Origin of the sequence: Streptococcus equi subsp. zooepidemicus (assembly GCF_015689395.1) — a bacterium.
GTDB classification, from domain to species: Bacteria; Bacillota; Bacilli; order Lactobacillales; family Streptococcaceae; genus Streptococcus; species Streptococcus equi.
In genome coordinates this window covers 303,610-329,440 of sequence record NZ_CP065054.1, presented here as the reverse complement: position 1 = coordinate 329,440, position 25,831 = coordinate 303,610, and the positions used below count along the sequence as shown (strand labels likewise).

Here is a 25,831-nt window from a genome sequence, read left to right as displayed (position 1 = left end):
AAACCTACTTTCTTTTACTAACTTTTTGATATGTTTCCCGACGGTTTTCGATTTCACTCAGAAATTGAAGGTAATTCTGATAGCGAACAGACCAGAGCTCACCATTTTCCAAGGCTTCCTTAACCGCACACTTGGGCTCATGAGTATGGGTACAGGAGCGAAATTTGCAGCTATGGCTAAGGTGTCTAAGCTCTGGAAAGGCTTCGTTGAGGTCCTCAGCATTATCAATGCCATAGTCCAAGGACGAAAAGCCGGGTGTGTCTGCGATTTTGCCATTGTAAGCGTCATAAAAGCTAACAGCTCTAGTGGTATGGCGTCCCCGTCCCAGACTGTCTGAAATATCACCCGTTTCAAGGGCTAGCTCTGGTGCGATACGGTTTAACAGAGTGGACTTTCCAACCCCTGTCTGTCCCATAAATACTGTTGTCTTACCAGCTAATAATGGCAGGAGATGTGATAAGCTCGTCACAAAATCATAGCCAATCGCACGATAGTGCTGACCGATGGCTTCAATACTCTCTGGCTGCTCAAGCAGGTCTATTTTTGAAATGTAAATAATAGGGTGGATAGCCTTGTGCTCAAGTAAAATGAGGAAGCGATCCAAAAGGTTGGCATTAAAGTCAGGCTCCTTGGCTGACATAATGACAGCTGCTTGGTCAATATTGACAATAGGAGGACGCACTAGACTATTTTTTCGTTCATAGATGGCTAAAATATAGCCCTCTGAATTGTCCTCAGCAGAAAATTCCACTAAATCTCCTACATAGGGTGTTTGACCACGCTTTCTAAAATTGCCACGCGCCCGCGTTTGATAAACCTGCCCCTCTGACTCAACATAGTAAAAGCCAGCCAGAGCCTTAATGATTTTACCTTGCAAATGAACTCCTTTTTTTATCCTAGAATAATGCCATTATATCAGAAAAATCATTCGAATTCAGCAGTTTAGCCCAAGTTTCACCAAAGATAGGATGAACCCACCACTATCTAAAAGAGCCACAGCAGGGTTGCTGTGACAAGCTACAATTATAACCAAGGCACTATAAGCCTACTTGCTTTAGGGCATCAGCTAACCATCCAAAATCTTGAATAGACAGCGCTTCTCCTCGGATAGAAGGCTTGATTCCAGCTAGAGCTAGTCCCTGCTCAAGCCTTGCCTTTGTGTCCTCAGCCTTGCCAAAATGGCTAACCAAGTTATTCCAAAGCGTCTTTCTGCGATGCACAAAGCCAACTCGTGACACCCTAAAAAAGAAATCCTCATCTTGAACCTCAATCAAGGGCTGGTCACGACGAGTCATCTTCAGAATTGCCGAATCCACATTTGGTGCTGGCACAAAAACAGTCCTAGGAACAACAAAGGCTATCTTAGCGGTCATATAATACTGGACTGCTATAGACAAAGAGCCATAGGCCTTGGTATTGGGCTCAGCTGAAATCCGATCTGCCACCTCGCGCTGCATCATGACGACAAATTCTTGGAAGGGAATCTTACTTTCAATCAGGTGCATCAAAATGGGTGTAGTGATGTAATAGGGCAAATTGGCTACCACCTTGATAGGAAGGTCCGGATTGCTAAATTGCTTTAGCTGGGTCTGTAAATCTGCCTTTAAAATATCCTGATTCACCACCTGAACATTGTCAAAATCACGAAGCGTATCAGCCAGTATTGGCACCAAGCGCTCATCAATCTCAAAGGCCATGACCTCTGCAGCCCTTTCTGCCAAAAATTCGGTCAAAGCCCCGATACCAGGACCAATCTCAATGACGTTGACTGACTTGTCAATCTCAGCCGTATCAACAATCTTCTGTAAAATATTAGTATCCGTCAAGAAATTTTGACCAAATGATTTTTTAAAGGTAAAGCCATAGCGATCAAGGATAGCCTTGGTCACACTGTAATCTGCAATTCTCATGTTGATGTCCTATTCATTGTTTTATATCTATTGTAGCATATTTCTATTGTTTATCAGAGCCACAGCAAAAAAAGAGACAAAAAACGCGTTGACAGCGTTTTCTTTTTTAGTTTATAATACTTTTGTAAGGTTAACCACATAAACCAACAAAAGTTGTCATCTTATCGACATTGCTTTTTGATCAGCAAAGAAAAGATTCACAACATGAAAAAATATTAAAAACAGACAAGAAAATGCTCGTTAGCTTTATGCTAATCTCTTTTCTTACTCCAAGTATAGCCTATGCAAATAGCCTAACCAGCCTACCACAAGAGCATGCAAGCACTTCAACAGTGAGTGACCCTTTAGGTACACCGAGCAAAGCTTTCAGACGTCGAGGAACCTGTGAAGAGCTCGTTCGATACGGAAAGCTATCCCCAAGAAGTTGCAGCTATATTGCTGGCAGACCTGTAGGAGGAAAAATCTAGCTCAACAAAGATCAGTGGCAATGCGTGTTATCGGCTTATTCCTTACCATTTACCGCTGCTGCCATACCTGTATCTGTGGGTGGGGGAGCTATCATACTAATAAACACGTGGAAAACCATGTCTGCTTGTAATCATATATAGATTAGTTCTCTCACTAGTTAGGAGACTGTGATGAAAAAACCAAACTTAGCTTATGTCTTTCCCCTTGCTCCTATCGGCATACAGTACCTCATCTTTTGGGATAACTCGCTGCGGTTTTGGTTGCCAATCATTGGAACAGCAATCATATATGGTATTCTGCTGGCTTTCAAGCATCGTTATCCCAATGTCCTTAGCGACAAAAAAGGCTTCTATATCATCATTTCTTTTCTCCCCATTTGCTTTGGGGTAAGCCAGCTCATGCTTAACCAGCAAGCATGACCGCTAAGCAAGCCACTACCAGCACTAGGTCCGTCACATCAAGAGATCATAGCTACAGGACATGTGTGCAATCACTGACCAAGGCCTCTCTAGAGGAGATCAACTCTCAATCATCAGAGGATAGGTTTTACCTTCTTTATGTCGGGAGGGAATCTTGTCCTTTTTGCCGAGATTTTTGTCCTAGGCTGGCTGACGCTATCCAAGTCACTAAAGCTAAGGTCTATTATTTAGATACTGAACATAAAAGCAAAGCACTTCATGAGTTTGCTGATCGTTTTCACATTCATAGCATTCCTAAATTACTCGTGCTCAGACAAGGAAGACTTATCAAAGCATTTGACAATACCAATACGGACGACAAAGCCCTGATCAGCTTTTTAGAAGCCTATCAGAACGACAGCACATCAGCTACTAGCTGAGCAATTAAGAGCCTGAGACACAAGTCTTCAGGCTCTTTTGATCCTATCGGGCTGGCTCTTCAAGACCAAGCTATTGCTCAGCCTGATAGGAGCTCATCACGTCCTCAACCTCTGATAGGGTAATGCCAAATAGCTTTAGGCGCTTTAGGAGCTGCTTCCCGTTGGAATAGCCGATACGAAGGCCTTCTCCTAGATACTCTCTGCGCTTGCGGCTATCAGCTGCCAATAAAAGCCCTAGACGAATCAAGTCTGTCTGACTAATGTCAAAATAACTCTCGTCATCAAAGGACTGAGTAACCTGAGACAGGGCCTTTTGCAGGTCCTCAAAGCTAGCGTGCTCCACACCCAAAGAACGCCCCTTGCTTTTGGACCTTGGCCTAGCCTCATGTCGATGTAAAAAGGCATGACGAGCTGTTGGGACAGCTCCCATAATCAGCTTACGAATCCTCTCGCCATTATAATCTGGATCCGTAAAGACAATCACGCCACGCAGCTTGTTAAGCCGATCAATGCGCTCTAGGTCCTCATCAGTGATGGCAGAACCCTTTGTTTCATAGGTATCGACATCATAGAAGCGCTGTAAATTAGCGGTGTCGTCCTTACCCTCTACCACAATAACCTCGTGAATTTTTAGCTTCTCAGTCAATCCTAAACACCCTCTTTGCATTGGCAGTCGTTGCTGCAGCTATCTCTTCTACTGATAAACCGCGTAGCTCCGCAATTTTCTCAACAACATAGCGCGTATAAGCGGTATGGTTTTCACGTCCCCGCTTTGGTACTGGAGCGAGATAGGGAGCATCTGTTTCCACCAAGAGCTTATCCAGCGGCAGCTGTCTTGCTGCTTCCTGCACATCAACCGCCTTTTTAAAGGTGACAACCCCTGAAAAGGAGATCAGCATACCCAGATCTACAAACCGTTGAGCCATCTCAAGCGAGCCTGAGTAGGAATGCATGATACCACCCCTAGGCCCTACTCCAGCCTCCTTTAAAACCTGATAGGTATCCTCAAGGGCATCACGCGTGTGCACCACAAAAGGAAGGTCATGGTCCTTAGCAAGCTGCAGCTGACGCTTAAAAACCTCTATCTGTACCTCCTTGGGGTCCTCCATCCAATAATAATCCAAGCCAATCTCTCCTAAGGCAACAACCTTTGAGTGCTTCAGGTGAGCTATCAGCTTGTCTTCAACAGCCTGTGTGTAAGAGCCTGCCTCAGTCGGGTGCCAACCAATCGTTGCATAAACCTCTCTATAAGCATCAGCTAAGGAAAGGGCTTGGTCAATAGTCTCCTGATCAAAGCCAACGACATTATGGTAGCTAACGCCCAGCTCCTTGGCAAGGGCTAATTCCTCGTCCTCTTTGCCATTAAAATGATCCACATTCAAATGTGTGTGGGTATCAAAAATCTCTATCATTCTTAGTCATTCCTCTTTCTTGTATTGCCCTAAAGGGGATATCTGCTTGATTATTATACCATATCTTACCAGCTACTTCAGTCTTATCATAGCTTTTGCTTTACTTAAATAGTCAGCCTTGGCAATGAAAGCCATGTCAGTTTCATATTATTATATTATCTGTATTCTTTATCTTTTTCCTTTTTATGATATACTATTATAATAGACAGCCTTACATCAGGGAGTTCATATGATACACAATCACCGTTTAATCAGCAAAATGGAAGCTGCACTAGACAGCATGACTAGCTTAGAAAAAAGCATCGCTCAATTTTTTATGGAAACAGACCTAAAGGTCGAAGAGTTAACAGCTTCAGACATGATTAAAAGGCTTCACGTCTCGCAGGCAGCCTTAACACGCTTTGCCAAAAAATGTGGCTTTACCGGTTATCGCGAATTTGTTTTTGAATGTCAAAAAAGTCGTGAGGCAATGGATCAAAAGGCACCCAACCTGCAAAATTCCAACACCAAAAAGGTCCTTATGAACTACCGCGAATTGATCGAAAAGGCTACCGAGCTGATCAACGAAAAGCAGCTACAGGACATTGCACAATGGATTGAAAATGCCGAGCGGATTTATTTTTACGGTAAGGGCAGCTCAGCTCTTGCCGCCAAAGAATTCAAGCTCCGTCTGATGCGACTTGGTGTTATTTGCGAGGCCTTAGATGACACTGATAGCTTCACCTGGGTTAACAGCAGCATTACAGATAAATGCTTGGTTATTGGTTTTTCACTCTCTGCTCAAACAGCGTCCGTCTTAGAAGCTCTGCAAACTGCTGGGACACGTGGTGCCAAGACAGTGCTGCTCACAACCCAGACCGATGAGATCCCTTACCAGCTTGACGAAATTGTGCATATCGCTACAGCTCGTCACCTTAACTATGGCAATCGTATCTCACCACAATTTCCAATGCTCTTTGTCACTGACATCATTTACGCTTACTTTTTAGAGATCAATAAGGAAGGAAAGACAAAAATTTTCCAAGATACAATCATCAATCACTCAGACAAATGATACAGCAAAGGTCCGCAGCTGCTGAACAAAGGCCTTGTGTCACAAGCTGATGAATTCATTCAAACCCAAAAAGCCCCTCAAGGACTAGCTAGAGCCTTTGAGGGGCTTTTATATTAGAGGCAAGGAGTGATAAAAGCGAATGGGTAAGCTTTTTCAAAAGCCTCATGGTTAACAAAAAAGTAAATCAGCCAGAACAGGAGCTAGACTTTGGTAAAGTGACTGCCTGTCAGCTGATCAAAAATAAAGTCCTTAACCTTAACGCCCATTGGGTCATGACCGTAATCAGGAATTAATTTATGACATTTGTCAGCTGTTGCCAATCGATTAAAGATGGCAAATTGTGTAGACGGTGGGCAAATAATGTCCTCCATACAGGTCAGCATGACAATAGGACAGGTAATCAAGTGAGCAAAATTCTTCACATCAATGTAAGCAAGGTTTCCCAATATTTCAGCCTCAGTATCATGAAAAGGATCATGGTACTTGAAATAGCGAAACAGCTCATCATAAGGCTCGCTATGATTGCCTAGCTCTAAGACACGCTTAAAATCCGACAAGAAAGGATAAACAGCAACTGTCTTAGCAATCTTGGGGTGCAGAGCTGCTGCAATGAGTGATAGCGCACCTCCTTGTGACCAGCCATAGCTATACAAGCGACTATCGTCAACACGAGCAAAAGCAGACACTATATCGATCAACTGGTAAACATCTAAATAAACGTCCTTATAAAAGAGCTGCTCAGGCCCTGAGGTCATGCCGCGAATGACCTGTCCCTTGACGGTAATGCCATCAAACTGACCTAAATCCTGAGAATAGCCTGCCTGTCCGCGAACGTCCATTGAGACCACAGCATAGCCAGCCGCTAGGTAATTAAACTGATCACTCCAGTCTGGGCTCTGACCCTGGTAGCCATGAAAATAAAAGACAACTGGGACTGGCTGCTTGGCCTTTGGAAAGACACATTTAGCATAGATGGTTGAGCCATTGCTCCCTTTAAAACGCAACTCATAGCAATCAGCAAAATCAAGGCCAAAATCCTTTTGATCAAGCTGATAAGAGGCAGCTTGATTTTCCTTGATACAGGTCTCCCAAAAATGATCAAAATCCTTGGGCACCTCGTGACGCCCCCTGTAGGACATCATCTCTTCAAGTGACATGGTTTCTATCATTAGATTTGCTCCTTATGCTTGAAATGGTAGTAAGCACCAATCATACCAGCATTGTTTTCATGGCTGGCAAACCGAATCTGGGTTTTCTCTGCGATGCTGGATACCAGGTATTTATTGAGCGCGGCTAGGATTTTATCCTGCAAATAGTCCTTTTGAGCCATGATACCACCACCTAGGACAACGACATCTGGATTAGCGACATAGCAGATATTAGCAATCCCTTGACCTAGATAGTCAACCAATCGATCAATGGCTTTGATACAGCTGCTATTGTCTGCCTTAGCCTCCTCAAAAATACGGCGGCCATTCCAAGCACTGACTGGGTCACCATGACGCCTAGCAACATCTCTGACAAGGGCTGTTGTTGAGGCCAAGTCCTGAAACTCACCATCTGACAGCTGCATATAGCCTACCTCACAGGCAGAATAGCTGCTGCCATGAAAAACCTGCGAATCAATTAGCAAGCAGCCACCAATCCCTGTACCAATTGTCAAACAAAGGGCTATAGGGCAGTCCTTGGCACTGCCAGAAATAGCCTCAGCTAGACCAGCACAATTAACATCATTTTCAACCTCGCAGGGAATGCCAAAGGTCTCTTCAATGACCTTTTTAAACTGCGTGCCAGCATAATTAGGAATCTGTGGTCCCGCATAAAAAATGTTACCCTTATCAGGATCCACCATGCCAGCTGAAGAAATCGCAACACCAGCTAGTCCAGCCTCCTGATAGGCTGCAACCAGGTCCTTGACCTTGTCTAAAATAGCAGGACCGCCCTTATGAGCCTCAGTGGCCATTTCGTGCTTTTCAAGTATGTCTGCTGTCTCTGTCATAAGACCATATTTGATGGCTGTACCGCCAATGTCAATGGAAAGATAACGCTTCATTTGATCACCTCATTTTAAGAGCAAAATTGTTCCTTGGTCTGCTGAATCAAGGCTGCAGCCTGCTGACAGATCACCAAATCAGTCTCTGTTAGCTCTGGTAAGGGTGACCGAACAGAGCCAATATCAAGCCCTTCATTAAGGCGCAGCACTTCCTTGATAACACCATACATATTGCCATGAGCTGATACCAACAGTCCAATAATATCATTGATAGCGTACTGCAAGGCCTTGGCAGTCTCTAGGTCCTTGTCCTTGATCAATTGATTTAAGCGCAAGAAGAGCTCTGGCATCGCCCCATAGGTACCACCAATACCAGCAGAGGCTCCCATGAGTCGTCCCCCTAAGAATTGCTCGTCAGGTCCATTAAAGACAAGGTGATCATCACCTCCGATAGCACAAAATGTTTGAATATCCTGAACAGGCATGGAGGAATTTTTGACTCCTATGACCCGCTCGTTTTTTAGCATTTCCTGATAGAGGCTTGGAGTCAAGGCAACACCAGCCAATTGCGGAATATTGTAAATCACAAAATCGGTATTAGGAGCAGCAGCTGAAATCGCATTCCAGTAAGCAGCTACCGCATGCTCTGGCAAACGGAAATAAATCGGCGGAATGGCTGCAATAGCATCAACACCTAAGGCCTCAGCATGCTTTGCCAGCTCAATGCTGTCTTTGGTATTGTTGCAGGCAACATGATTGATGATTGTTAGCTTACCCTTGGCTACTGCCATCACATGCTCCAAAACAAGCTTACGATCAGCCACACTTTGGTAGATGCACTCGCCAGATGAGCCATTCACATAAAGCCCTTGCACACCCTTATCAAGATAATATTGTGTCAAGGCACGAACACGCTCTGGACTGATATTGCCCTCAGCGTCGTAGCAGGCATAAAATGCAGGGATAATCCCTTGATATTTGGTTAAAGTTTTCATAATGACACTCTTTTTCTAAATCTTATTTTTAATGAAGTTGTACCTTTTGAAGGAGGTTTTCCATAATGACGACATAAGGATAGGTTAGGCTGCTAATGCCAATAATGGCTAAAAGCGACAGCCCTCCTAATAGACTTAGCGAAGATAGCTGCAGCAAAAAGACCACTAGTAGCATAACAGCTAAAAACGCAAAGCTAAAGGGGAAGAAAAGACTAAGCAAGATAAAGCTTCGCTGAAATAATGACATAAGAGGCAAATCACCCAGCATAGCTAAAGGATAAGCATACAAAAAGACCATAATAGCTACAAATAATATAGCAATACAGCTAATCTTAAACAGCTGAAAGAAAAATGACTCCTGAGCTTGAACGAGATAAAGGTCAACCAAGATAAAGCTCGTCAAGAGCACTTCTAGGATTCCCAATTGAAGGCCTTTCTTGGCAAACCGTCGTAGATAAGAGCCGTAGACCCCTACAACAGAGCCTACCTCTCCTTGACGGTAATCTCGCAGACTAGCATATAAGGCCATTTTGGCAATGCCAATCGTTACCACAGGCAAGCAAGACAGCACAAAAAGTAAATTGAGTATGATAAGGTCAAAGATAGTAGCACTAGCCCTCAGCCATTTGCTATCCAAGCTAAAAACGGACTGCATTAGCTTTCTTTTTTTGCTGCTCATATCATTACTCCCTATCCTCTCTAGTTAATCTTCCATCAACACCTTAATCAAGCATTTTGTGACCGCATCACCATCGTCGTTAAAGCCATTAGGCTGATGAGCTTCATTGGGAAAGAAATAGCAAAAACAATCATTTCCCAAGTCCAAGTCATAAGTCCTCTCGCAGGTCACAAAGCCGATGTCTGATGCCTCATCAAAGCTAACAGCCTCCTGCCTCTGGCCCAAGCCATAGCGTACTCGCTCATTCCCCTCGACTAGTAGATGCAAATCGGCATAGCGCTTATGGTATTCAAGCAAGGCATTATCCTCTTTATTGAGACAATTATGCTGAATAAAAAGGATAACCCTATCGTCTAAAATGGTATGCTTACCGTCTGTTAATGATGTTAAATCTGTCATCATCAAAAAGTCAATGGCTAAATCCAAATGATGATGGATCCCCTTGTAGCGCTCAATATGTTCTAAGACATCATAAAGCATAATCTTCTGACCTTTCTAACCTTTGACAGCTCCCATGGTGATACCTTGGGTAAAGGATTTTTGGAACACAAGAAAGACTGTAACAATTGGAACTGCCGCAAGAGCTGCACCAGCCATGATCAAACCATAGTTTGTTGCCATCTCAGCCTGCATGGTGGCAACCCCTAGAGAGATGGTCAGGTTATCGCGTGATGTGAGCATCACGAGCTGCATAAAGTAGTCATTCCAAGTATTAATAAAGGTAAAGATCGCTAAGGCAGCAAAGCCTGGCTTAATAATAGGAAAGGCAACATTAAAGAAGGTTCTAATCTCACCACAGCCATCAATTTTGGCAGATTCCAGCAGCTCTGTTGGTATGTTTTCTGAAAATTGTTTCATCAGGAATACCCCAAAAGGCCAGCCCACCAATGGCAAAATAACCGCTGCTAGGGTGTCATGAATGCCCATAAAATTAACAATACGAACCAATGGCACTAGGACAACCTGCTTAGGTAAGGCCATAGCAGCAATAAATACTGAAAACAATAAACGCTGCCCATAAAACCGTTTCTTAGCTAGAGCATAGCCGGCCAGAGAGGACGTGCCACAGACCAAAAGCATTGTCACTACAGAAATGTAAATACTATTCCATAGCCATTTAAGGGCTGGATTTTGGATAATCAAGGCCTTAAAATTTTCAACAGTAGGTGCCTTTGGCCACCATTGTGGTGGGACAACAATAGTATCCGGCTGGGATTTAAAGGCTCCCGTCATGATCCAATAAAAGGGGAAAATAAATAATATTGTTAATAAACATAGAATGGCTGTTGTTAGGATATCTGATGCTGTTAATTTCTTTTTCTTCATGTCAAGCTCCTTTTAATATTCCACATCATTACCCAAGAATTTGAATTGGGCAAAGCTGATCAGTGCAATCAAGATAGCCAAGAAAACCCCCATCGTGTTAGCATAACCGTATTCTGATAATTTGAAGGCTTTTTCGTAAAGATAGTACATCAGGGTGCTGGTTGAATAGTTTGGACCACCAGAGGTCAACAGCTGAATCAAGGCAAAGCATTGGAAAGAATTGATCGTTGTGATGACAGTGATATAGAGAGTGGTTGGCAATAAACTCGGCCACTTAATCTTCCAAAAGACCTGCAACTCAGTCGCACCGTCAACACGAGCCGCCTCTACCAAGGAATTGTCAATATTTCCCATTGCAGCAATGTATAGGATAATCGGCTGCCCAACAGAGGTTGTTAATAAAATCACAATAATAGCCAGCAAAGCCCAATGCTTGTCTCCAAGCCAGCTAATATTTTGCTCAATGACATGCCCATACTTTAGCACATAGTTCAAAATACCTGACATAGGATCATAGATCCATTTCCAAACAACAGTAACCGCAACACTACCTGTTACAACAGGTAGGAAGAAAACCGCCCGATAAAAAGAACGCGAAATCACATGCTTATTATAGGTTTTTGTCGCTACAAATAAGGAAAAGAAAACGACAATCGGTACTGAACCAACTACAATAATAAGGGTGTTAATCAAAGACTTTATAAACACAGGATCCTGAAACATTCTCACATAGTTATCAAGACCGACAAAGGTAAAGTCTGTCATTGTATAATTAAAAAAGCTAGTCACAAAGCCCATAATCATTGGTACCAAAACAAATACCACAAAGAAAACCAAGACTGGGGCCAAAAAAGCATATGAAACGAGTGTCTCTCTCATTTTTAACTTATTGACGTTCACTAAAAGATACCTCTTTTTCTATTAATTTTCCTAAAAGGAAAGGCTCCTTACCAGTGACCATTGGACACGTGCATTGAAAAGGAGCCACTTTTATCTCACACTATTGTGCTTTTTCGATGGTTTTGTTTGCTTTTTCAGTGAATGCTTTTAGGGCTGCTGCAGGCTTTTCATCTCCATTTGATACCGCCTGAACCATTGGGAACCATAGTGTTCTCATCTCAGCAAAGCCATCAATAGTGTTGTAGTATGGTGAATAGTATTGTGTCCACTTAGAAACCATTGCCATACGTTCATCATCATAAAGGCTGCCATAAGAGCTTCTTACAGGGAAAGCGCCTGTACGAACAACATTTTTTGGTCCCCATTCTTTATCATCTGCGATAAACTGGATAAATTTCTTAGAAGCCTCAATCTTTTTGTCGTCCTTGTTATTAAACACCGCAAAGCCATTCACTAGGTATTCTAATTCAGGCTTGCCGTCCTCTGATGGGAATGGAACCTCAACATAATCAACCTTACTTGCTTCTAACAGCTTAGCCTGGGTTCCTGCTTGCGCTGGTGACCATAGGATTGTAAATGAGGTTTGACCGTTAGCAAAGTTTTGAATATCAGCTGAGCCATCATATTGAGAGCCATTCATTAGAAGGCCATCCTTAATCCAGCCTGCGATTTTTTCCATGCTCTTGACAGAATTAGCATCGTCAGTAGTGTACTTAGTCACATCGTCATTTGTGATGCGGCTGCTATAGAGGTTGGCAAAGAAGGCACGAGGACCTTGGTCACCACCCTGACCATTGGCAAAGAATGAACCAGGATTGTATCCCTTATCCTTCAAAGCTTTTAAGACCTTTTCAAAATCATCAGTCGTCCAGCCCTCTTTGACAAGATCAAGAACACCAGCGTCCTTGAGCATCTTTTTGTTTAAGGCCATATAAAACGGCGCTGAGCTAATAGGATACATATAAGCTGTGTCCCCTGCTTTAGAAGCTTGGATAATGTTATCGTTGTTGACGTCCTTGATAAACTCATCGGTAAATAGGTCATTTAAGTCGGCTAATTTACCATTTTTACCATATTCAATGATACGACCCGGAGCGTCAAAAAGCACATCTGGTGCTGTACCTGCCTCAATCGCAGTTGTGATTTTTTCTGGACCAGAGGTAAAGTCAATGGTTTCTAGCTTAACCTTGATGTCTGGATTGGCCTTTTCAAAGGCTGCAATGATTTTCTTTTCGTAAGTTCCTACACTATCATCAGCCTTTTCTTGAGTGAAGGTTGGAAAGGCCCACCAGGTGATCTCTGTCTTAGCAGTTGAATCCGATTTGTCAGCCTCCTTGCCACTGCTACTGCCACAGGCTGCTAATCCTAAAACAGATGCTCCAAGCATCACAAATGAAGCTAATTTCTTCATTTTCATTGTAAATTCTCCTTTATATTAATTATTTTTTATAGACAATGACGATGTCAAAGCCGCCACAAAGCGCTCTGCAATTTCCTTTGGTCTGGTAATAGCACCACCAACCACAATACCAGCTACTCCCAAATCCTGAACAGCCCTAGCCTCCTCTGGACTATGAATCTTGCCCTCAGCTATCACTGATACCCCTGCTTCACACAAGGCACCTATCAGCTCCATATCCGGACCTGTCCCCTGACGACTATAGGGCGTATACCCTGATAAGGTCGTCCCTACAAAATCTATACCAGCCTCATAGGCAGCTAGCCCCTCTTCAAGCGTGCTGATGTCTGCCATAAACAATTGATCTGGGTACTTCTCCTTTATCGCTCGAATAAAGTCCGCTATCGCTAAGCCATCATGGCGCTCCCTCTGCGTACAATCCAAGGCTATCACTGCTACATCTAAGGCCGCTAAGGCATCTACCTCTGCCATAGTTGGCGTGATAAAGGGAGATTGAGGGGGATAGTCCTTTTTGATGATCCCTATGATCGGCAGAGCTGTCACCGCTTGAATTTCCTTAATATCTCGAACCCCATTAGCTCTTATGCCTACTGCTCCTGCTTCCTCTGCTGCCTTTGCCATCAGAGGCATGATGCCTCCTGCCTCTGAATAGAGAGGCTCACCTGGTAGAGCTTGACAGGAAACAATCAGCCCGTCCTTCAGAACTGACAGCAGCTCTGCCTTGCTTGGTTTTTCAGGCATAGTTTCTACTCCTTTTATTAATTTTAGAGAACGTTCACATCTTTATTGTAGCAGATATTAAAGCGTTTTCAATACCTCCTCTGGTTTTAGAAACTACTTTCATTTTTAGACCTATTTCCGCTATTTTTGAAAACGTATTCAGATAAAGCCATTAAAAAAGCAGCCCCTTTTTAGCTCCTATCTCCTGCCTTATAAGCCCATATCAAGCTGCTCTTAGCACTCTTGAACAATAAAAAAACCAAGAGCCTCGAGCACTCTTGATTTGTTTAATTGATGTATTCTGCAATTATGCTGATAATACTTTGCGTCCTTTGCGACGACGGCTAGCAAGCACACGACGACCATTTTTTGTTGACATGCGGTGACGGAAGCCATGCTTGCGCTGACGACGGATCTTACTTGGTTGATAAGTACGTTTCACAGTGAATACCTCCTCATAGATTTTCGTATTCGTTTAGCCGGCTATTTGTGATATCAGTTACTAAACATACCCTACTATTCTATAATAATCAGACTACCCTGTCAAGCTCTATTTTCCTTTGGTATGTGTTCAAATTTTTTAGGTAACGGATAGCTGATAAAAGGGAGAACAAAAAATAAGGTCAGTAAGAAAGGGCAAGCACTTTTTTCTTGCTCAGCCCCTTGACAGTTTATCTGTTATCCCTTATAGTAGGTAAGTGACTGAGTAAGAAACTGCTACTTCCTTACTCGGTGTCGTAAGAATGTCCGTTCTTACGACTTTTTTTATTCGTAAATTTGTCTTCATTATAGCACACCAAGGCACACTTGACAAGCCTAATATCAGAAAAAAGCACGACAAAAAGACCTTCTGACGAAAGTTTTTTTATGTTTCATACAGTAGTGCTATTAACGTGAACCACGCTGATAATCCCTTGTCCCTGGTCTGCGATGTTCTGGAAAATAGTCTGGCTTTGAGCTGTTGTCAACCCTAATCATCTTTTCAGACATCTGACAAATCGCTTGATACTGCTCTCGCCAATTCCCAAAAAAGAGTTCCCTCAAATCACCCTCATACAATCTGATAATTAATTGAGCCATCGTCTCAACTCCCCAAAATGTCCAGTACATTCCCCGTTTTTTCATGCGATATGTGATTTTCCGATGTTGCGATTCCATCACACCGATACCGGCATGCGTAAATCCTCTAAGTTCTGCTGGTTTAGTGTACTGAAAATTGTTCATAAATTTTCGCTTGAGCTTCTCAAAAGCCTCTTGCTCCTCATCTGTGACAAGAAGAGATGCTGTATTATCAAAAACCAGTCGTAACTGTCCTTTATCGTGCTGTTGGATAGCTTGAAGGGCTTGTTCTAACAACTCTGTGGAGTAGAGCTTAAAGAAATTAGTGAGTTCTTTTTTATAATGATGCTCATCCCAAAAATGTTCATGATGCTTAATCCCCAATGCTTTGGCAATTTCTTTAAAGATGTAGGGGGTATAGCCATGACCACCATCTGAATTCGTAACGAGCAGCGTATGATGATCTATCTCAAAGTGATTATAGAGATAATCAAGCACCTGCTCTCGAGTCAGGCGATTATCTAGAGAGACAAATTCTTTTTTCTTCTGAAGCTCAAATCGTTTTCCTCCGACATGTTGACTTCCCGTATGAACCATAAAATGAGACAAATCGAAATGTTTATGATCGCTGGCTTCATCCCTAACCCTAACCATAACCCCGTCACCTTCGATATAAATCATATCAACCTGTTGCTTTTGAGGGGCTTTTCTTTCTTCAAAAAAGCGATAATCTTCCCTTTCTTCGAGTAACCGATGAGCGAGTTTAACGGCTTTGACAACTGTAGAGGTCGTAATATGAATATTATAAGTCATCTTAACCGTGTGGACTACTTTGGCGTAAGGCATCATAGTAGATAGTTCTGCCACTTGATACAAAAATTCCTTAGAATACCTTGTATAAGGCTCTAAACCAAGATGCTCGTCTACAGGAACCACCCAATGATTGCCCTTCTGCCAACGTCTCCGCCTAAAACGGACTTCCCCAAAGGTGAAGGTAACCGTTCGCTCCGTCGAATGCACATAAGTGTAGCCTTTTTGTTTCATAATGGGAATCATCTCTTGATCATGTTTTTCTACCAACCGATGGAAATGTTGCATCGCTACTTCTTGACACTGCACTTTTAGGTCTCGCTCATCAATCATTTTAAGTAAAGCCCTCCGAAAATTATTCCTAACTTATTAGTCTACTGATTCTCCTAAAAGGCTTCAAGTTTCTTTTTTTTTTCGCAGCCAAAAACCTCTTGGATGACTTATCCAAGAGGTTTATTGACTATCCCTAATACCAACTATAACTTGCGATGCTTTTTCGTCAAGGCTACCCACAGCCACATCAAAGCAATAATGCCTACTACACCTAATAGCGCAATGAAAAACAAGCTAACTGCCGCTGATAAGAGGAGCGGTCCACCACCGCATAAGACTAGAAGAATGAGAATCGCAATAATGGTTCCCCCGTCCGATAAGAACTTTCGAAATAACCCATACAAACACAAGAGAAAGAAGACTTGAAAGCCAAATTTTCCGAATAACGCCGCACAAATACCAGCCACAAGGAACAAGGTGATACAGGTACTTACAAAGCGAAAATTTATGATATACATAGACTAGCTCCTCCAAATGTCTTTGATGTTTTGCCACTCACGTTCAATCAACTGCTCTAAATATTCTGAAGCCGATTTCGCTCCGTGATAGCGAACTAAATGTTCCAACTTCTCCTCTCGAGTAGAGGGATAAAATGCCAAGGTATAGCGTTTCTTTTTTTCGTACTCCTTAGGGGAAGCCGTTCCTCGTTGATACGAGGAGGAAACGAGTTTGGCCGGTTGTGATTGAAATTGATCTTTGATTTGCGCAAAACGGTTATTACTCATGGATAGCCTCCTTCATTAATTCAGTGTAGATCGTTTGATAAGTCGCTCTGATATCTTGATAAAACGAAGCCTGCTTTTCTTTTTCTTTAGGAGTCATAGACTTCCAAAGAGAAAAGATAGGTTGGTTATAAACCAAGCTTCTAGCCAACAATTCTTTCTTCCTCACCCCTCCAACAAAAGTATTTTCTTGACGAACAACATCTAGAAATTGAGCAGAAGTTTCTGTCAATCTTTGGCCAACGATGTCAATTTTATTGGCCAACAGATAGGGCTTGGTCTTGACGTAACTCTGTCGACTCACAACCTCAATAGCTTCACTTTGAATCTTCTCTATGAAGGTTTTTAAACCTAGCCAAGCTCGATACCCATTGGTTGAGGGGTCGGTCACTCCAACTACCATATCAGACACCGCAATCAAATTAGCCGTAAGCAAACTCTCATCATTATGGGTATCAATGATGACCACATCAAACTGGCTATCCAAAGCCTCATAGTACTTACTGAACCACATGAAGAGTTGGAGATACTGATTGTTTCGGTTCATCAAGTCTAACCGAGCATCTGTCAAGCGAGCATCGCCACAAATTAGACTCAATTGCTCTGTAACAGAAACGATATCAGCCTCTCCTGTTGTCATCACATCGTAGAGTGTATGGGAGCTACTCACTTCAAAGGAGTGACTTAGGTTACAAGAATGATCACCATCAATGAGTAAGACACGTTGCCCTTTTTCTGTCACAAAATAATCGGCTAAATTATAAGCCGTTGTGGACTTTCCACCACCACCCTTGTTCAAATGAATCGTGATGATTTTCATACTGCTCTCCTTACTACTTCCAAATAACAACGCTGTTTTTTACGCAACTTATTACATAACTTATTATTTAACCACACTATACCACTATTCATGTGATTTTTCAAGAATTTACCCTCTTTCTTATGAATAAAGTTACGTCACTTATGAAGTAAGTTTATCCGTAAGTTGCTCCAATATCTCCTCCGATAATCTGAACGATTTGAAGCTGGTCAACCGTCTTATTCCAATTCCCAATCAGGTAAGCATTGGGGCTATTCTCCTTTTTCAAAACGACTAAAAACTGAAGGACATCCTCTGCTTTAGAGGGGGTTACTAAGAGACTCTCCTGATCCACTTGATAGTGATTGACCAGAAAAGCAATCCCCACCGTCTCAAGCATAGCTTGACTCGTCATACTCAAGTGATTCTCAACCGTCCCTGTGACATCTGAGACGGTTTGGGCAGCTGTTAGCGTTTGAAGTCCTTGGAAAAGACTAGCTGAGAGCTTTTCCTTCTCAGATGAATGAACACTTCCGTAGGGTCTCTCTAAAGCAAGAAAAGCCTGTCGATAGTTTTTTTCGTTTTCAGTTTCAGTTGGCAGCTCTTCGGATGATGACCCCTTATCTTTCATCACCTTCTCCGTTGGTGCGGTGGTTGTTTGGGAAGACTTTTTATGAGGATGTAAGAATGACATTCCAACAAAAAGAACAACCAACAACACAATCCCTACAAACATCCAATACTCTTTAACGTATTTAATCATCTCTTTTCCTTCTCTCTACTTGATATTCGCTTCTTTACCGTCTGGATAGGCAAAGGTGGTGATTTCTGCTTTTTGTTGGGCAGGTGTCCAAATGCGGTAGTTCCATGTGTTGTTTTGATGGAAGTAATCGTGGCCCGATAAAGGAGTATTTTGTTCCACAATCAAAATAGAACCATCTTCAAAGACATGACAGACAATACCGGTATGTCCATATCCACCACCTCCATTTTGAGTCGAAAAGATTGCTCCTTTTTTAGGAGTTGTTTTAACCGAGTTGCCAAAGATAGCTGCCCAAGCTCTTGCTTGGTCTTTTCCGTTACCAACAACCGTTCCTGAACGCCCCCACAAACGATTGCCTAAACTAACCGCTAAGTCAACACACTGACCTGAGTTTTCGACCCAGCCGCTTCCACCATAGACCAAGCCATTTTGACTAGGGTCAATGATGTATGGTTTTAGACTTTGAGGAAGATTATCTGGTTTATAGCCCCAAGCCGTCGCATCGACTGGAACAGACCCTGTCCCGTCTACCGAATCACCTGAAGCCCCATCGCTACAATCACTAGATTCCTCAACTGCGCCTTCATCACTACTAGTGTCTCGCTTAGTGTCAACTGAGAAAGAGGATTGGGAGGTTTGATAGGGCTTTTCCCCGTATTGCTCTATCGCTTTTTGGTCTAACCATTGATACTTTTTGCCTAAGGTTTGATACATGGCGATTAACTTTGTTTTATACGATCCATCGGTCGCCCAACCGCCATCTGCAATGGCTGAAAGCGTTGCGACTCCATCGGTATTATTAATCGCTTTTTGATACAAGGTTTGGTGGGCCATAAATTCAGCCTTGCCAACAATTCCTGCATCATAACTAGAAAACCACGTGTATGCCCCACCTGTACCATCACCAACACGAGATCCTGGTTTCGTTCCTGAAAGGTCAACACTATCTTGACCATAAGTTGCTAGGGTCACTGGAAAGTTAGATAGGCTAGAGGTTTTCACACCGCCCATATTATGAGCTTGCCAGAGGGAAGTTCCATTGGGATTACTGAAATTGAAGCCATTTTCAATCATGGTCTGGGTGATGGATGCAGAGGGCAGAAAACCTCCCGCTTTCCACGACAAAAGGTAAGCCTCCTCATATTGCTTGACAAAGACATCAATCGAAGCGTTGCTAGCATCCGTAGGTACTGAAGCTGTCTGAGGACTAACATCACAAGGTGACGCTCCATCTCCTACCGCACCAATCAACAGGCTGGCAAAAGCAACAATCACCATGTAACCCAGTAAGAACAAACTACCAACTGTCATTACTGTTTTTTTCATTTGAGTCTCCTACCATAACCCAAGAATCGTGCGCATGATGGCATAAACAAGTAGGAAAGTAAATACCACAATGCCAACTTTTTTCAAGTCTTTGAGAAATTGACGATTCCGCTCGGCTTGTGCCTGCAATCGCTCTGGATCAGATGGTCCGCTAGAAGCGAAGTATTCCCGTTCTTGTCGCATCCGCTCTTTACGAAGCGCCACATAAGCCTCCAGGGCTAGCTTTTGTCGGCTGAAAAAGCCTTGTTTAGATTTCATTAGTCAACACCCTTTCTTTTATTGAATACTACCGTAACGCTCTAATTCTTGCGCTAAAAATTGTTGATTAAAGACGATATTTTTAACCCCTGCAATGTTCATCAAGAGCTGTCCCTTAGCCAATCGTGGCAAGGTCTCAAGCTCTGAAGCATTCATTGCCCCGTGTAAGGCATTGGATAAGAGACCAATACTGGTTTCATCCGTTTGGGCAAAGACCCGGTACTGCATTAAGCCAAATATTCGTCTCACAGCTAAAACATATGGATCTTTGGCAGAGGTTTGGTTGGTCTCTAGTAAAATCCCTTCAAGTGAGTGCACAGACAAGATGACCCCCGCAAAATTGTAGCCCATCCGATCAATGACGCTTGCTAGAAGCGAGACACTTTGTTCATACTGAGGAGTCATCAATGTCTGAGCATCACTAATGGTGACAATGTAGTGGGGCATATCCATCTCGGTCAAGTGCGGATGCGTTTTTAAGCGCTGACGACATTGTTTACCGTTATTGACAATATCGGCCGACATCAACGATAACAAGGAAAAGACTTGTGCATTAAGGAGATGAGGGCTATCCACTAAACCTGATAAGTCAAAGGTCACGACTTGTTCTGTTGAAATATCTCGAAAAGCTGTTGTCCCTTCAAAAATGGCCGCATGGGAACTTAAGAGTTCCTCAAAGGTATTGAGCGCTCGATTAATGGTTTTTAACTCCAATTTATCAGGGTGTTTGCGAGCTTGACTTTGCCGTTTTTTATCTTCTAAAAAGAGGATGAAATCGGACAAAATCGGATATTCTTCTGCCACCAATTGCGTAGCACGCAGCTCTCCTTCATGGAGAGCAGGATTGCGAAACCAAATCCTTACCTCATCAATATAGAAATCGTTGACCAATTTCCCAAAGGTCGCAAGGTCATCGCCTGTTACCTCACTATTAAGCAGCTGAAAAAGGTTCTTTAGCTTTTGGAGGTGTTGTTGGTAAGATTTTTCCTCATCTACTTCAATCCCATTGTCTTTGGTTACTGTTGGAAAAATTTGAAAAGGGTTAATCCGATTAGCTTCACCCGATAAGTCAAGCACTAAACCTGCTTGTTGTTTAGTTTGATCTGTAAACATCCCACTGGCGTCAAGGTTTCGGATGAAGTGCCCCTTGGCATAGAGGTCATCGGTTTGTTTCAAGAGAAAAGAGCGTTGCCCCATTTTAGGATTACCTGACACAATCATAAAAGATCGTGTCCTGCGATCATCACGGTGCAGAAAATTAAAGTTTACAGCCCCTTTGGTTGGTGTCCACCCAAAATAGGATCCCCTTTCATCTTCTAGCTTGGTATGATTAAAAGGGTAGCCTCCTGCAAGGTCATCCACTCGAATGAAGGTACCTTTGCGATGATTGGGCAAATCTTGTTGGAGCGAAGCTGGCACAAAAGGCGCTTGGTATTCTAAGTCTTGTTCCCCCAACAAAATCGTTGCCTTATATTTAGAGGTCTTATTCTTGAGGTCAGTCACTTGTTCAAACAAACTTTCTCTGGTCTGATCAGACACATAAACCCGTGTGTACATACCAAAAGTCGCTAAATTGGTCCGTTCAATCTCTTGGTGAAGTTGCGTCAATTCACGAATTTGTGATAGTTCGGTCTGATTAGCAACAACCTTGGCATTGTCTGACAGACGTGTCGCTTTTTCTTCGATGGAATCCTCCAAGACCGTTTTGATTTCTTGATTGTCTTGACGATAGAGACTTAAAAAAGCAATCGTATCAGGCAGTTGCAAAAGGTCTGTCAACCAAAAGCGAGGCAGATCAGAAGCAGGGTAGCCATAATAATGCAAGGTCGTGTGTAACCCATCGCCAGCTTCAAAATAGCGATCAGACTTTCGAAAGGTGAGATTTCCTTGCGGCTGAATGGTACTCAACAGGGCTAAATCATAGCCGTCCTTCATCAGTTGTCGTTCATGTCTTTTCGATAATAATGGCATGGTTTCCTCCTAGAGACTATCTAACATGTTATAAAACTGGGTCAACAATTGCTTTTTCTTTTCCAACCGAATCGGTTCAGGCACAAAATCTTGATTGCCACTGGTTTGAACTTTACGCACTATGGTATCCATATCTGTGATGGTTGGTGCAAAAAGCCAAAGTATAAACTCCGCATTATAAATTTCTTGCTTAATTTGTTCTTCAATCCGAATCTTCGTTTCCAACAGCGCTTTACGATCTCCTAATTGTTTTTGTCGCCTATCAGAAAGAGAGGGGCGGCCCAACTCCATTTTGACGGCCTCTAAATGATGTCTGAGATGAGCAATTTGTGGATCGGTATTGGTGGGAAGACGTGTGGTTTCTACCTGAATATCCGCGTGTACATTAGTAAGCCACGTTTCAAAATTCATCAAGGTACGTCTGATCTCACTCTCACTGAGATAATCTAGGTCCTTGCCTGAGATTTCCATCAGCTCAAGGTAAGTATCATCTTTCAGCTGAATATAGTGAGGAGGCTGAGAGAGAATCCTCTTGACTGCTAGTAGCTCAAGTGTTGATTTGGTTAAGCCAAAGCGTTTTCGCTGAGATCGGTCTTCTTTCTTGCCTAGTCGTTTCATTGAGTTGTCAGTTATTGTTGCTTGTTTTCTAAGCGCCATGTTTGCCTCCTTGCCTGTGATTGATACTGATGTAGCGTTTACATCTTCGGCTGAAAAATAAGAGGATGCTTTGCCAGTTTTTCTTGCCACCCTTGACCGGTAATAATAAATACACGACCAAAGTAACACTTAAGAGCCAAAAGACTAAAAAGACTGGCCACTCTTGTGGGGGAAAGACTTTCATTCCAAAGGTAAAAGCTAAGATACCCGTTAAACTGACAAAGACAATGTCCATCAGAAAGACACCTAGAATTTTAACTTTGGCATAAATATCACGTGGCACACCATAACTATCTTTCATAAAATACCTCCTCGATTCCTAATAAAACCATCTTAAGGGATAATCGACAATCATGTGCTTAAATGGGCAACTGACTAAAAAAACACCTCACCAACGGTGAGATGCTCTGAGCCACTCAAAAAATTGACTTTCTGTAACAAGCCTAATGGCGTACCCTTGAGTTTTTAAAGCTTCCGCCGCAAGGAGCTTTCGAGACTGTTTCTCCGGCTCAAAGAGCGACAATTGTTTGTGTCCCACAATGAGAATATCCGTTTTCCTAGACACAAAGCCTTGGACAATAGCGCCCGCATCTTCTAAATAGGTCATTGCTTCAACTCGTTTCAGGGGTCTGAGACTTCCTGTAATGACGACGTGCTTGTCCTTTAGCTCCATTGGCTATTCCTCCTCATCACTCTCAGCCCCTTTGATATGGCTTTGTTGGTTAAGGTATTGATTGGCCTGTGTCAGGCCCTGTTTAGACTTAGCCAAGTGACCTAAGCCTGACGACACTTTTGGTTTTGACAAGGGGTCAGAGATAACCGCTTCTTTCGACTGAGATAAGGCTGAGGCAGGCGATTGGTTAAACGGACTAGGATTTTCTTGAGTTTGTGTCAGGTCTTGTGGCAACGTTGGATCGGTAACACCGCCTTCTGTCGATTGAAATAAGGGAGAAGAAAGGTCTTGATCAGACTGGCTGGCAGATCCTTGTTCCTGTATGATAGCCGTTGGTAGCGTTGGATCAGTAATACCGCCTTCGCCTTCTTGATGGGGTTGGTTTTGTTGGGGTGTACCAAGTGGTGGTTCATTTTGTTGCCCTTGCTTGTTGGCATCTTTAGTACCCTTTTGGTGTTTCAGAGCCTCGTAAGCTTTATCGTGGGATTGTTTGGCTTTTTGAGTAGGATGACCTAAAGCTTGATTAGCCATAGCTGTCGCCGCATCAATCCCACTACTAATCCCACCTTTAACCGTATCAGCCGTTCCTTGGTCTTTCCAAATATCGGTTATGCCTCCAAAGGTTCCTGCCGTCTTAGCAATCCCTCCGGCAATGGCACTTGGGGTTTTCTTAACTGCGTGAACCCCCATTTTACCCGCCCCTAAGGCGAGGCTACCAACTCCAGCAACTCCGCTCGCAAAGGCATTACCTGCCATCATCGCCCCAATCAATTGTTGGGCGGTCTCACTATGACCCGTTGAAACACCAAGCCAGCGTTCAATCATGGTGACTCCTTGCATGGCGGCCATAAAGATACCAAGATAGACGATGCTGCAAGCGAGGAATTGTTCCCAACCGTTCATACCTGTTGTGAATGCGCCGGAAAATTGTTCGACTGTCGATAGGGATAGCCCCGGAAAATCCCGACAAATCTCTAAGGTAATGCGCATAATCATGACCTCAAAAACGATCCCTGCGAGAGCGCCTCCGATCGTTTTCAACAGCTCCACATATTTCTTACGGTTGAGCGAGCTATAGCCTTGGATGGGTGAGATAATCCCTTGAATCAGGATGTCTACCACCGACTTGACAAACTTGATTGACATGCTTATTAATAGCACCAACAAAATGCCATATTGCACAAAAACCGCCGTCCAGTTCACCTTGTATCGAGGATAGACAGCTTCTAAAGCCTTTAGAGGGGAACGTTCATTCATAGACACCACCCCATCTCGATTGGCATTGAGTTGGTGTTGAAATAAACCTTTTAATCCATTTTTACCTGAAGTTTTTTGCCAATCTTTTAGATAGTTCGCATTAGTAACTCCATAGCTGGCCCCAAAATCCAATTGCGTCACAAAATCGGTTGAGTCTTTCTGACTGACATCATCTGTTATTTTGTTCAGTGGAATGGCCCCATCCACCACAGGCATGATGTAGCCATGGTCATCCATGGGAAAGAGATTGGTGTCAAAGTTCTTATCTACCAAGACTTTAAGGTCCACCACATTATTTTTCAGCGGTTGAATGGCTAATGACGAATAATTGGACTCACCTTTCCCATTAGTGGATTGAATGGTAACCGCATCTTGTGCTAGTGTTGTGGCCACTGTCGTCAAGGTCATGGGTAAGATTGAGGTCACCAAGGTAACCAAGAGGAAGGCTAAGACAGCTTCCTTATATTTGACAGGTTTGGTAAAAACTCCTGCCATCACACTTACAATTAAGACTAAGACAAAAATGACCAAACCTAGCGTCTGAAAGGATTGATAAAATTGACCAATGACCGTCTTTGAATCAGTCAGATAGCCAAACAGGCCAAAGAGCTTAAAAAGGTTATTAAAGACGTGTTCTAAACTAAGGGTCATCATATAGAGTGCCTTAGCTATTCCTCCCAACAGCTTGTTTATCACGGTCAAAACAGCAGGGGTCGCATCCAAATAATTATGCCAGTACTGGTAAAAACTCGCTAATTTTTGGCCCTTTTCTCCAGTAATTTCTCCATCTAGCTTTTCAAGATCCCTAACTAGGTCTGAAAAGGTCTCATAAGTCATAAAGTAGCCTTCTTTCTGTTAGAATTCTACTTTAGTCTAAGGGATAATCGGAAATCATGTGCTTAAATGGGCAACTCGTTTAGCGACAAAAAAAGAGATTCAAATCTGAATCCCTTTGAAAAATCTTATTTGGTGGCTTGACCTGTGAAATTATAATACTTGTCAGATGAATACCCTTGCCATTCAAATTCGAAGATGTGGATGGACTTGCCACCGTCATTCAATACAACGCCATAAGTAACACCTATTTTCTCATCAACAATCTTTGGCAAAGAGGACTTATCACTGTCTACCTTCATTAGAAAATAGTCTTTACCTTCTAATTCGGACTTATGCTTAGCTAAAATCCCTTTTTCTTTGGAAGTTAGTTTATCTTCAGGAACTACTTGAAAATAATAAATGTACTTACCATTTTCATCTGAGAGATTAACGATGGTGTTCTTTTTCTTATCAAAAGCAAGTTCACTTCCTCCTTCTGCAAACGGTCCATCTGTTCCTAGTACATTCGAATACCCACTATACTTGTCTTGGAGAATGGTTGGTACACCGTCTTTGGTCTTTTGACCACAAGCTACTAATAAGATACTGGCTAGTAACACCATAAACAAGCCCACTACTTTTCTTGATTTCATCATCCCAAAATCCCTCTTT

The 25,831-nt window shown here is 42.8% G+C and carries 30 protein-coding genes; 3 read left to right on the top strand and 27 right to left on the bottom strand.

All coding sequences use genetic code 11. The features are described from left to right. Window positions 1–4: 4 nt before the first annotated feature. Complete coding sequence (gene rsgA / locus I2432_RS01715; protein ID WP_164335375.1) at window positions 5–877, bottom strand: ribosome small subunit-dependent GTPase A; 873 nt, start codon at window positions 875–877, stop codon at window positions 5–7. A 160-nt stretch (window positions 878–1,037) separates the two neighbouring features. Continuing rightward, window positions 1,038–1,910, bottom strand: a complete 873-nt coding sequence (gene rsmA / locus I2432_RS01710; RefSeq protein WP_196819829.1) for a 16S rRNA (adenine(1518)-N(6)/adenine(1519)-N(6))-dimethyltransferase RsmA — start codon at window positions 1,908–1,910, stop codon at window positions 1,038–1,040. 638 nt (window positions 1,911–2,548) lie between these two features. Between rsmA and I2432_RS01705 the strand changes: the two genes are divergently transcribed. Then, window positions 2,549–2,797, top strand: coding sequence for a hypothetical protein (locus I2432_RS01705; RefSeq protein ID WP_206158960.1), 249 nt, complete (start codon window positions 2,549–2,551; stop codon window positions 2,795–2,797). Continuing rightward, window positions 2,794–3,216: a thioredoxin family protein gene (locus tag I2432_RS01700; RefSeq protein ID WP_206158959.1), complete on the top strand. Its 423-nt coding sequence runs from the start codon at window positions 2,794–2,796 to the stop codon at window positions 3,214–3,216. Before I2432_RS01705 ends, I2432_RS01700 begins: the two co-directional genes overlap by 4 nt. A 70-nt stretch (window positions 3,217–3,286) precedes the next feature. On the opposite strand, the gene rnmV is transcribed toward I2432_RS01700, so the two are convergent. After that, window positions 3,287–3,883 carry a ribonuclease M5 gene (gene rnmV / locus I2432_RS01695; RefSeq protein WP_037580397.1) on the bottom strand — a complete coding sequence of 199 codons (597 nt, stop codon included), beginning with the start codon at window positions 3,881–3,883 and terminating at the stop codon, window positions 3,287–3,289. Continuing rightward, window positions 3,855–4,628: a TatD family hydrolase gene (locus tag I2432_RS01690; protein ID WP_206158958.1), complete on the bottom strand. Its 774-nt coding sequence runs from the start codon at window positions 4,626–4,628 to the stop codon at window positions 3,855–3,857. The genes rnmV and I2432_RS01690 overlap by 29 nt, the downstream gene beginning before the upstream one ends. 229 nt (window positions 4,629–4,857) lie before the next feature. Here I2432_RS01690 and I2432_RS01685 point away from each other — a divergent pair, with 229 nt between their 5' ends. Beyond that, on the top strand, window positions 4,858–5,682 hold the full coding sequence (locus I2432_RS01685) for a MurR/RpiR family transcriptional regulator (protein ID WP_043038497.1): 825 nt from the start codon (window positions 4,858–4,860) through the stop codon (window positions 5,680–5,682). Window positions 5,683–5,882: 200 nt separating this feature from the next. On the opposite strand, the gene I2432_RS01680 is transcribed toward I2432_RS01685, so the two are convergent. The 23 genes from I2432_RS01680 to I2432_RS01570 all read right to left on the bottom strand — a co-directional run bounded on the left by I2432_RS01680 (window position 5,883) and on the right by I2432_RS01570 (window position 25,815). Further along, window positions 5,883–6,851, bottom strand: a complete 969-nt coding sequence (locus tag I2432_RS01680) for an alpha/beta fold hydrolase (RefSeq protein ID WP_206158957.1) — start codon at window positions 6,849–6,851, stop codon at window positions 5,883–5,885. After that, window positions 6,851–7,735 (bottom strand): ROK family protein, encoded by an 885-nt coding sequence (locus I2432_RS01675; RefSeq protein WP_206158956.1) that lies wholly within the window; start codon window positions 7,733–7,735, stop codon window positions 6,851–6,853. The genes I2432_RS01680 and I2432_RS01675 overlap by 1 nt, the downstream gene beginning before the upstream one ends. A gap of 14 nt (window positions 7,736–7,749) precedes the next feature. Continuing rightward, the gene (locus tag I2432_RS01670; RefSeq protein WP_115250554.1) at window positions 7,750–8,670 is read right to left on the bottom strand and encodes a dihydrodipicolinate synthase family protein; all 921 of its coding nucleotides are present in this window, start codon (window positions 8,668–8,670) and stop codon (window positions 7,750–7,752) included. A gap of 28 nt (window positions 8,671–8,698) precedes the next feature. After that, window positions 8,699–9,349, bottom strand: a complete 651-nt coding sequence (locus I2432_RS01665; protein ID WP_115250553.1) for a DUF624 domain-containing protein — start codon at window positions 9,347–9,349, stop codon at window positions 8,699–8,701. A 24-nt stretch (window positions 9,350–9,373) separates the two neighbouring features. Further along, window positions 9,374–9,829: a NanQ anomerase/TabA/YiaL family protein gene (locus tag I2432_RS01660; RefSeq protein ID WP_206158955.1), complete on the bottom strand. Its 456-nt coding sequence runs from the start codon at window positions 9,827–9,829 to the stop codon at window positions 9,374–9,376. A gap of 15 nt (window positions 9,830–9,844) precedes the next feature. Then, complete coding sequence (locus I2432_RS01655) at window positions 9,845–10,675, bottom strand: carbohydrate ABC transporter permease (protein WP_037580414.1); 831 nt, start codon at window positions 10,673–10,675, stop codon at window positions 9,845–9,847. Between the two features lie 12 nt (window positions 10,676–10,687). After that, window positions 10,688–11,575, bottom strand: a complete 888-nt coding sequence (locus I2432_RS01650; protein ID WP_012678569.1) for a carbohydrate ABC transporter permease — start codon at window positions 11,573–11,575, stop codon at window positions 10,688–10,690. A gap of 100 nt (window positions 11,576–11,675) precedes the next feature. Further along, a complete protein-coding gene (locus I2432_RS01645) occupies window positions 11,676–12,992 on the bottom strand; it encodes an ABC transporter substrate-binding protein (protein ID WP_037580416.1) in 1,317 nt (438 codons plus the stop codon). Window positions 12,993–13,010: 18 nt separating this feature from the next. Next, window positions 13,011–13,736 (bottom strand): N-acetylmannosamine-6-phosphate 2-epimerase, encoded by a 726-nt coding sequence (locus I2432_RS01640; RefSeq protein WP_206158954.1) that lies wholly within the window; start codon window positions 13,734–13,736, stop codon window positions 13,011–13,013. Between the two features lie 286 nt (window positions 13,737–14,022). Then, entirely contained in the window at window positions 14,023–14,157 is a 135-nt protein-coding gene (rpmH, locus tag I2432_RS01635; RefSeq protein WP_000831903.1) for a 50S ribosomal protein L34, read from the bottom strand. A gap of 446 nt (window positions 14,158–14,603) precedes the next feature. After that, a complete protein-coding gene (locus I2432_RS01630; RefSeq protein ID WP_206158953.1) occupies window positions 14,604–15,917 on the bottom strand; it encodes an ISLre2 family transposase in 1,314 nt (437 codons plus the stop codon). A 143-nt stretch (window positions 15,918–16,060) separates the two neighbouring features. After that, window positions 16,061–16,375, bottom strand: a complete 315-nt coding sequence (locus I2432_RS01625; RefSeq protein WP_111710245.1) for a hypothetical protein — start codon at window positions 16,373–16,375, stop codon at window positions 16,061–16,063. A gap of 3 nt (window positions 16,376–16,378) precedes the next feature. Then, window positions 16,379–16,642 carry a hypothetical protein gene (locus I2432_RS01620; protein ID WP_000069811.1) on the bottom strand — a complete coding sequence of 88 codons (264 nt, stop codon included), beginning with the start codon at window positions 16,640–16,642 and terminating at the stop codon, window positions 16,379–16,381. Further along, entirely contained in the window at window positions 16,635–17,459 is an 825-nt protein-coding gene (locus I2432_RS01615) for a ParA family protein (RefSeq protein WP_000692257.1), read from the bottom strand. Before I2432_RS01615 ends, I2432_RS01620 begins: the two co-directional genes overlap by 8 nt. 154 nt (window positions 17,460–17,613) lie before the next feature. Then, the gene (locus I2432_RS01610) at window positions 17,614–18,201 is read right to left on the bottom strand and encodes a hypothetical protein (RefSeq protein WP_154804153.1); all 588 of its coding nucleotides are present in this window, start codon (window positions 18,199–18,201) and stop codon (window positions 17,614–17,616) included. 15 nt (window positions 18,202–18,216) lie between these two features. Then, window positions 18,217–19,527, bottom strand: coding sequence for a CHAP domain-containing protein (locus I2432_RS01605; RefSeq protein ID WP_111710244.1), 1,311 nt, complete (start codon window positions 19,525–19,527; stop codon window positions 18,217–18,219). 9 nt (window positions 19,528–19,536) lie between these two features. Beyond that, on the bottom strand, window positions 19,537–19,785 hold the full coding sequence (locus tag I2432_RS01600) for a hypothetical protein (RefSeq protein WP_027970824.1): 249 nt from the start codon (window positions 19,783–19,785) through the stop codon (window positions 19,537–19,539). Window positions 19,786–19,803: 18 nt separating this feature from the next. Further along, window positions 19,804–21,756 carry a virulence factor gene (locus I2432_RS01595; protein ID WP_043036457.1) on the bottom strand — a complete coding sequence of 651 codons (1,953 nt, stop codon included), beginning with the start codon at window positions 21,754–21,756 and terminating at the stop codon, window positions 19,804–19,806. Window positions 21,757–21,765: 9 nt separating this feature from the next. Continuing rightward, entirely contained in the window at window positions 21,766–22,413 is a 648-nt protein-coding gene (locus I2432_RS01590) for a TraC-like domain-containing protein (protein WP_001208031.1), read from the bottom strand. Next, window positions 22,403–22,714, bottom strand: a complete 312-nt coding sequence (locus tag I2432_RS01585) for a DUF5592 family protein (protein WP_000655412.1) — start codon at window positions 22,712–22,714, stop codon at window positions 22,403–22,405. Before I2432_RS01585 ends, I2432_RS01590 begins: the two co-directional genes overlap by 11 nt. A gap of 87 nt (window positions 22,715–22,801) precedes the next feature. Next, window positions 22,802–23,086, bottom strand: a complete 285-nt coding sequence (locus I2432_RS01580) for a BRCT domain-containing protein (RefSeq protein ID WP_206158952.1) — start codon at window positions 23,084–23,086, stop codon at window positions 22,802–22,804. Window positions 23,087–23,089: 3 nt separating this feature from the next. Beyond that, window positions 23,090–25,180, bottom strand: a complete 2,091-nt coding sequence (locus I2432_RS01575; RefSeq protein WP_206158951.1) for a pLS20_p028 family conjugation system transmembrane protein — start codon at window positions 25,178–25,180, stop codon at window positions 23,090–23,092. A gap of 125 nt (window positions 25,181–25,305) precedes the next feature. Next, a complete protein-coding gene (locus I2432_RS01570; RefSeq protein WP_000978200.1) occupies window positions 25,306–25,815 on the bottom strand; it encodes a hypothetical protein in 510 nt (169 codons plus the stop codon). Window positions 25,816–25,831: the final 16 nt, after the last annotated feature.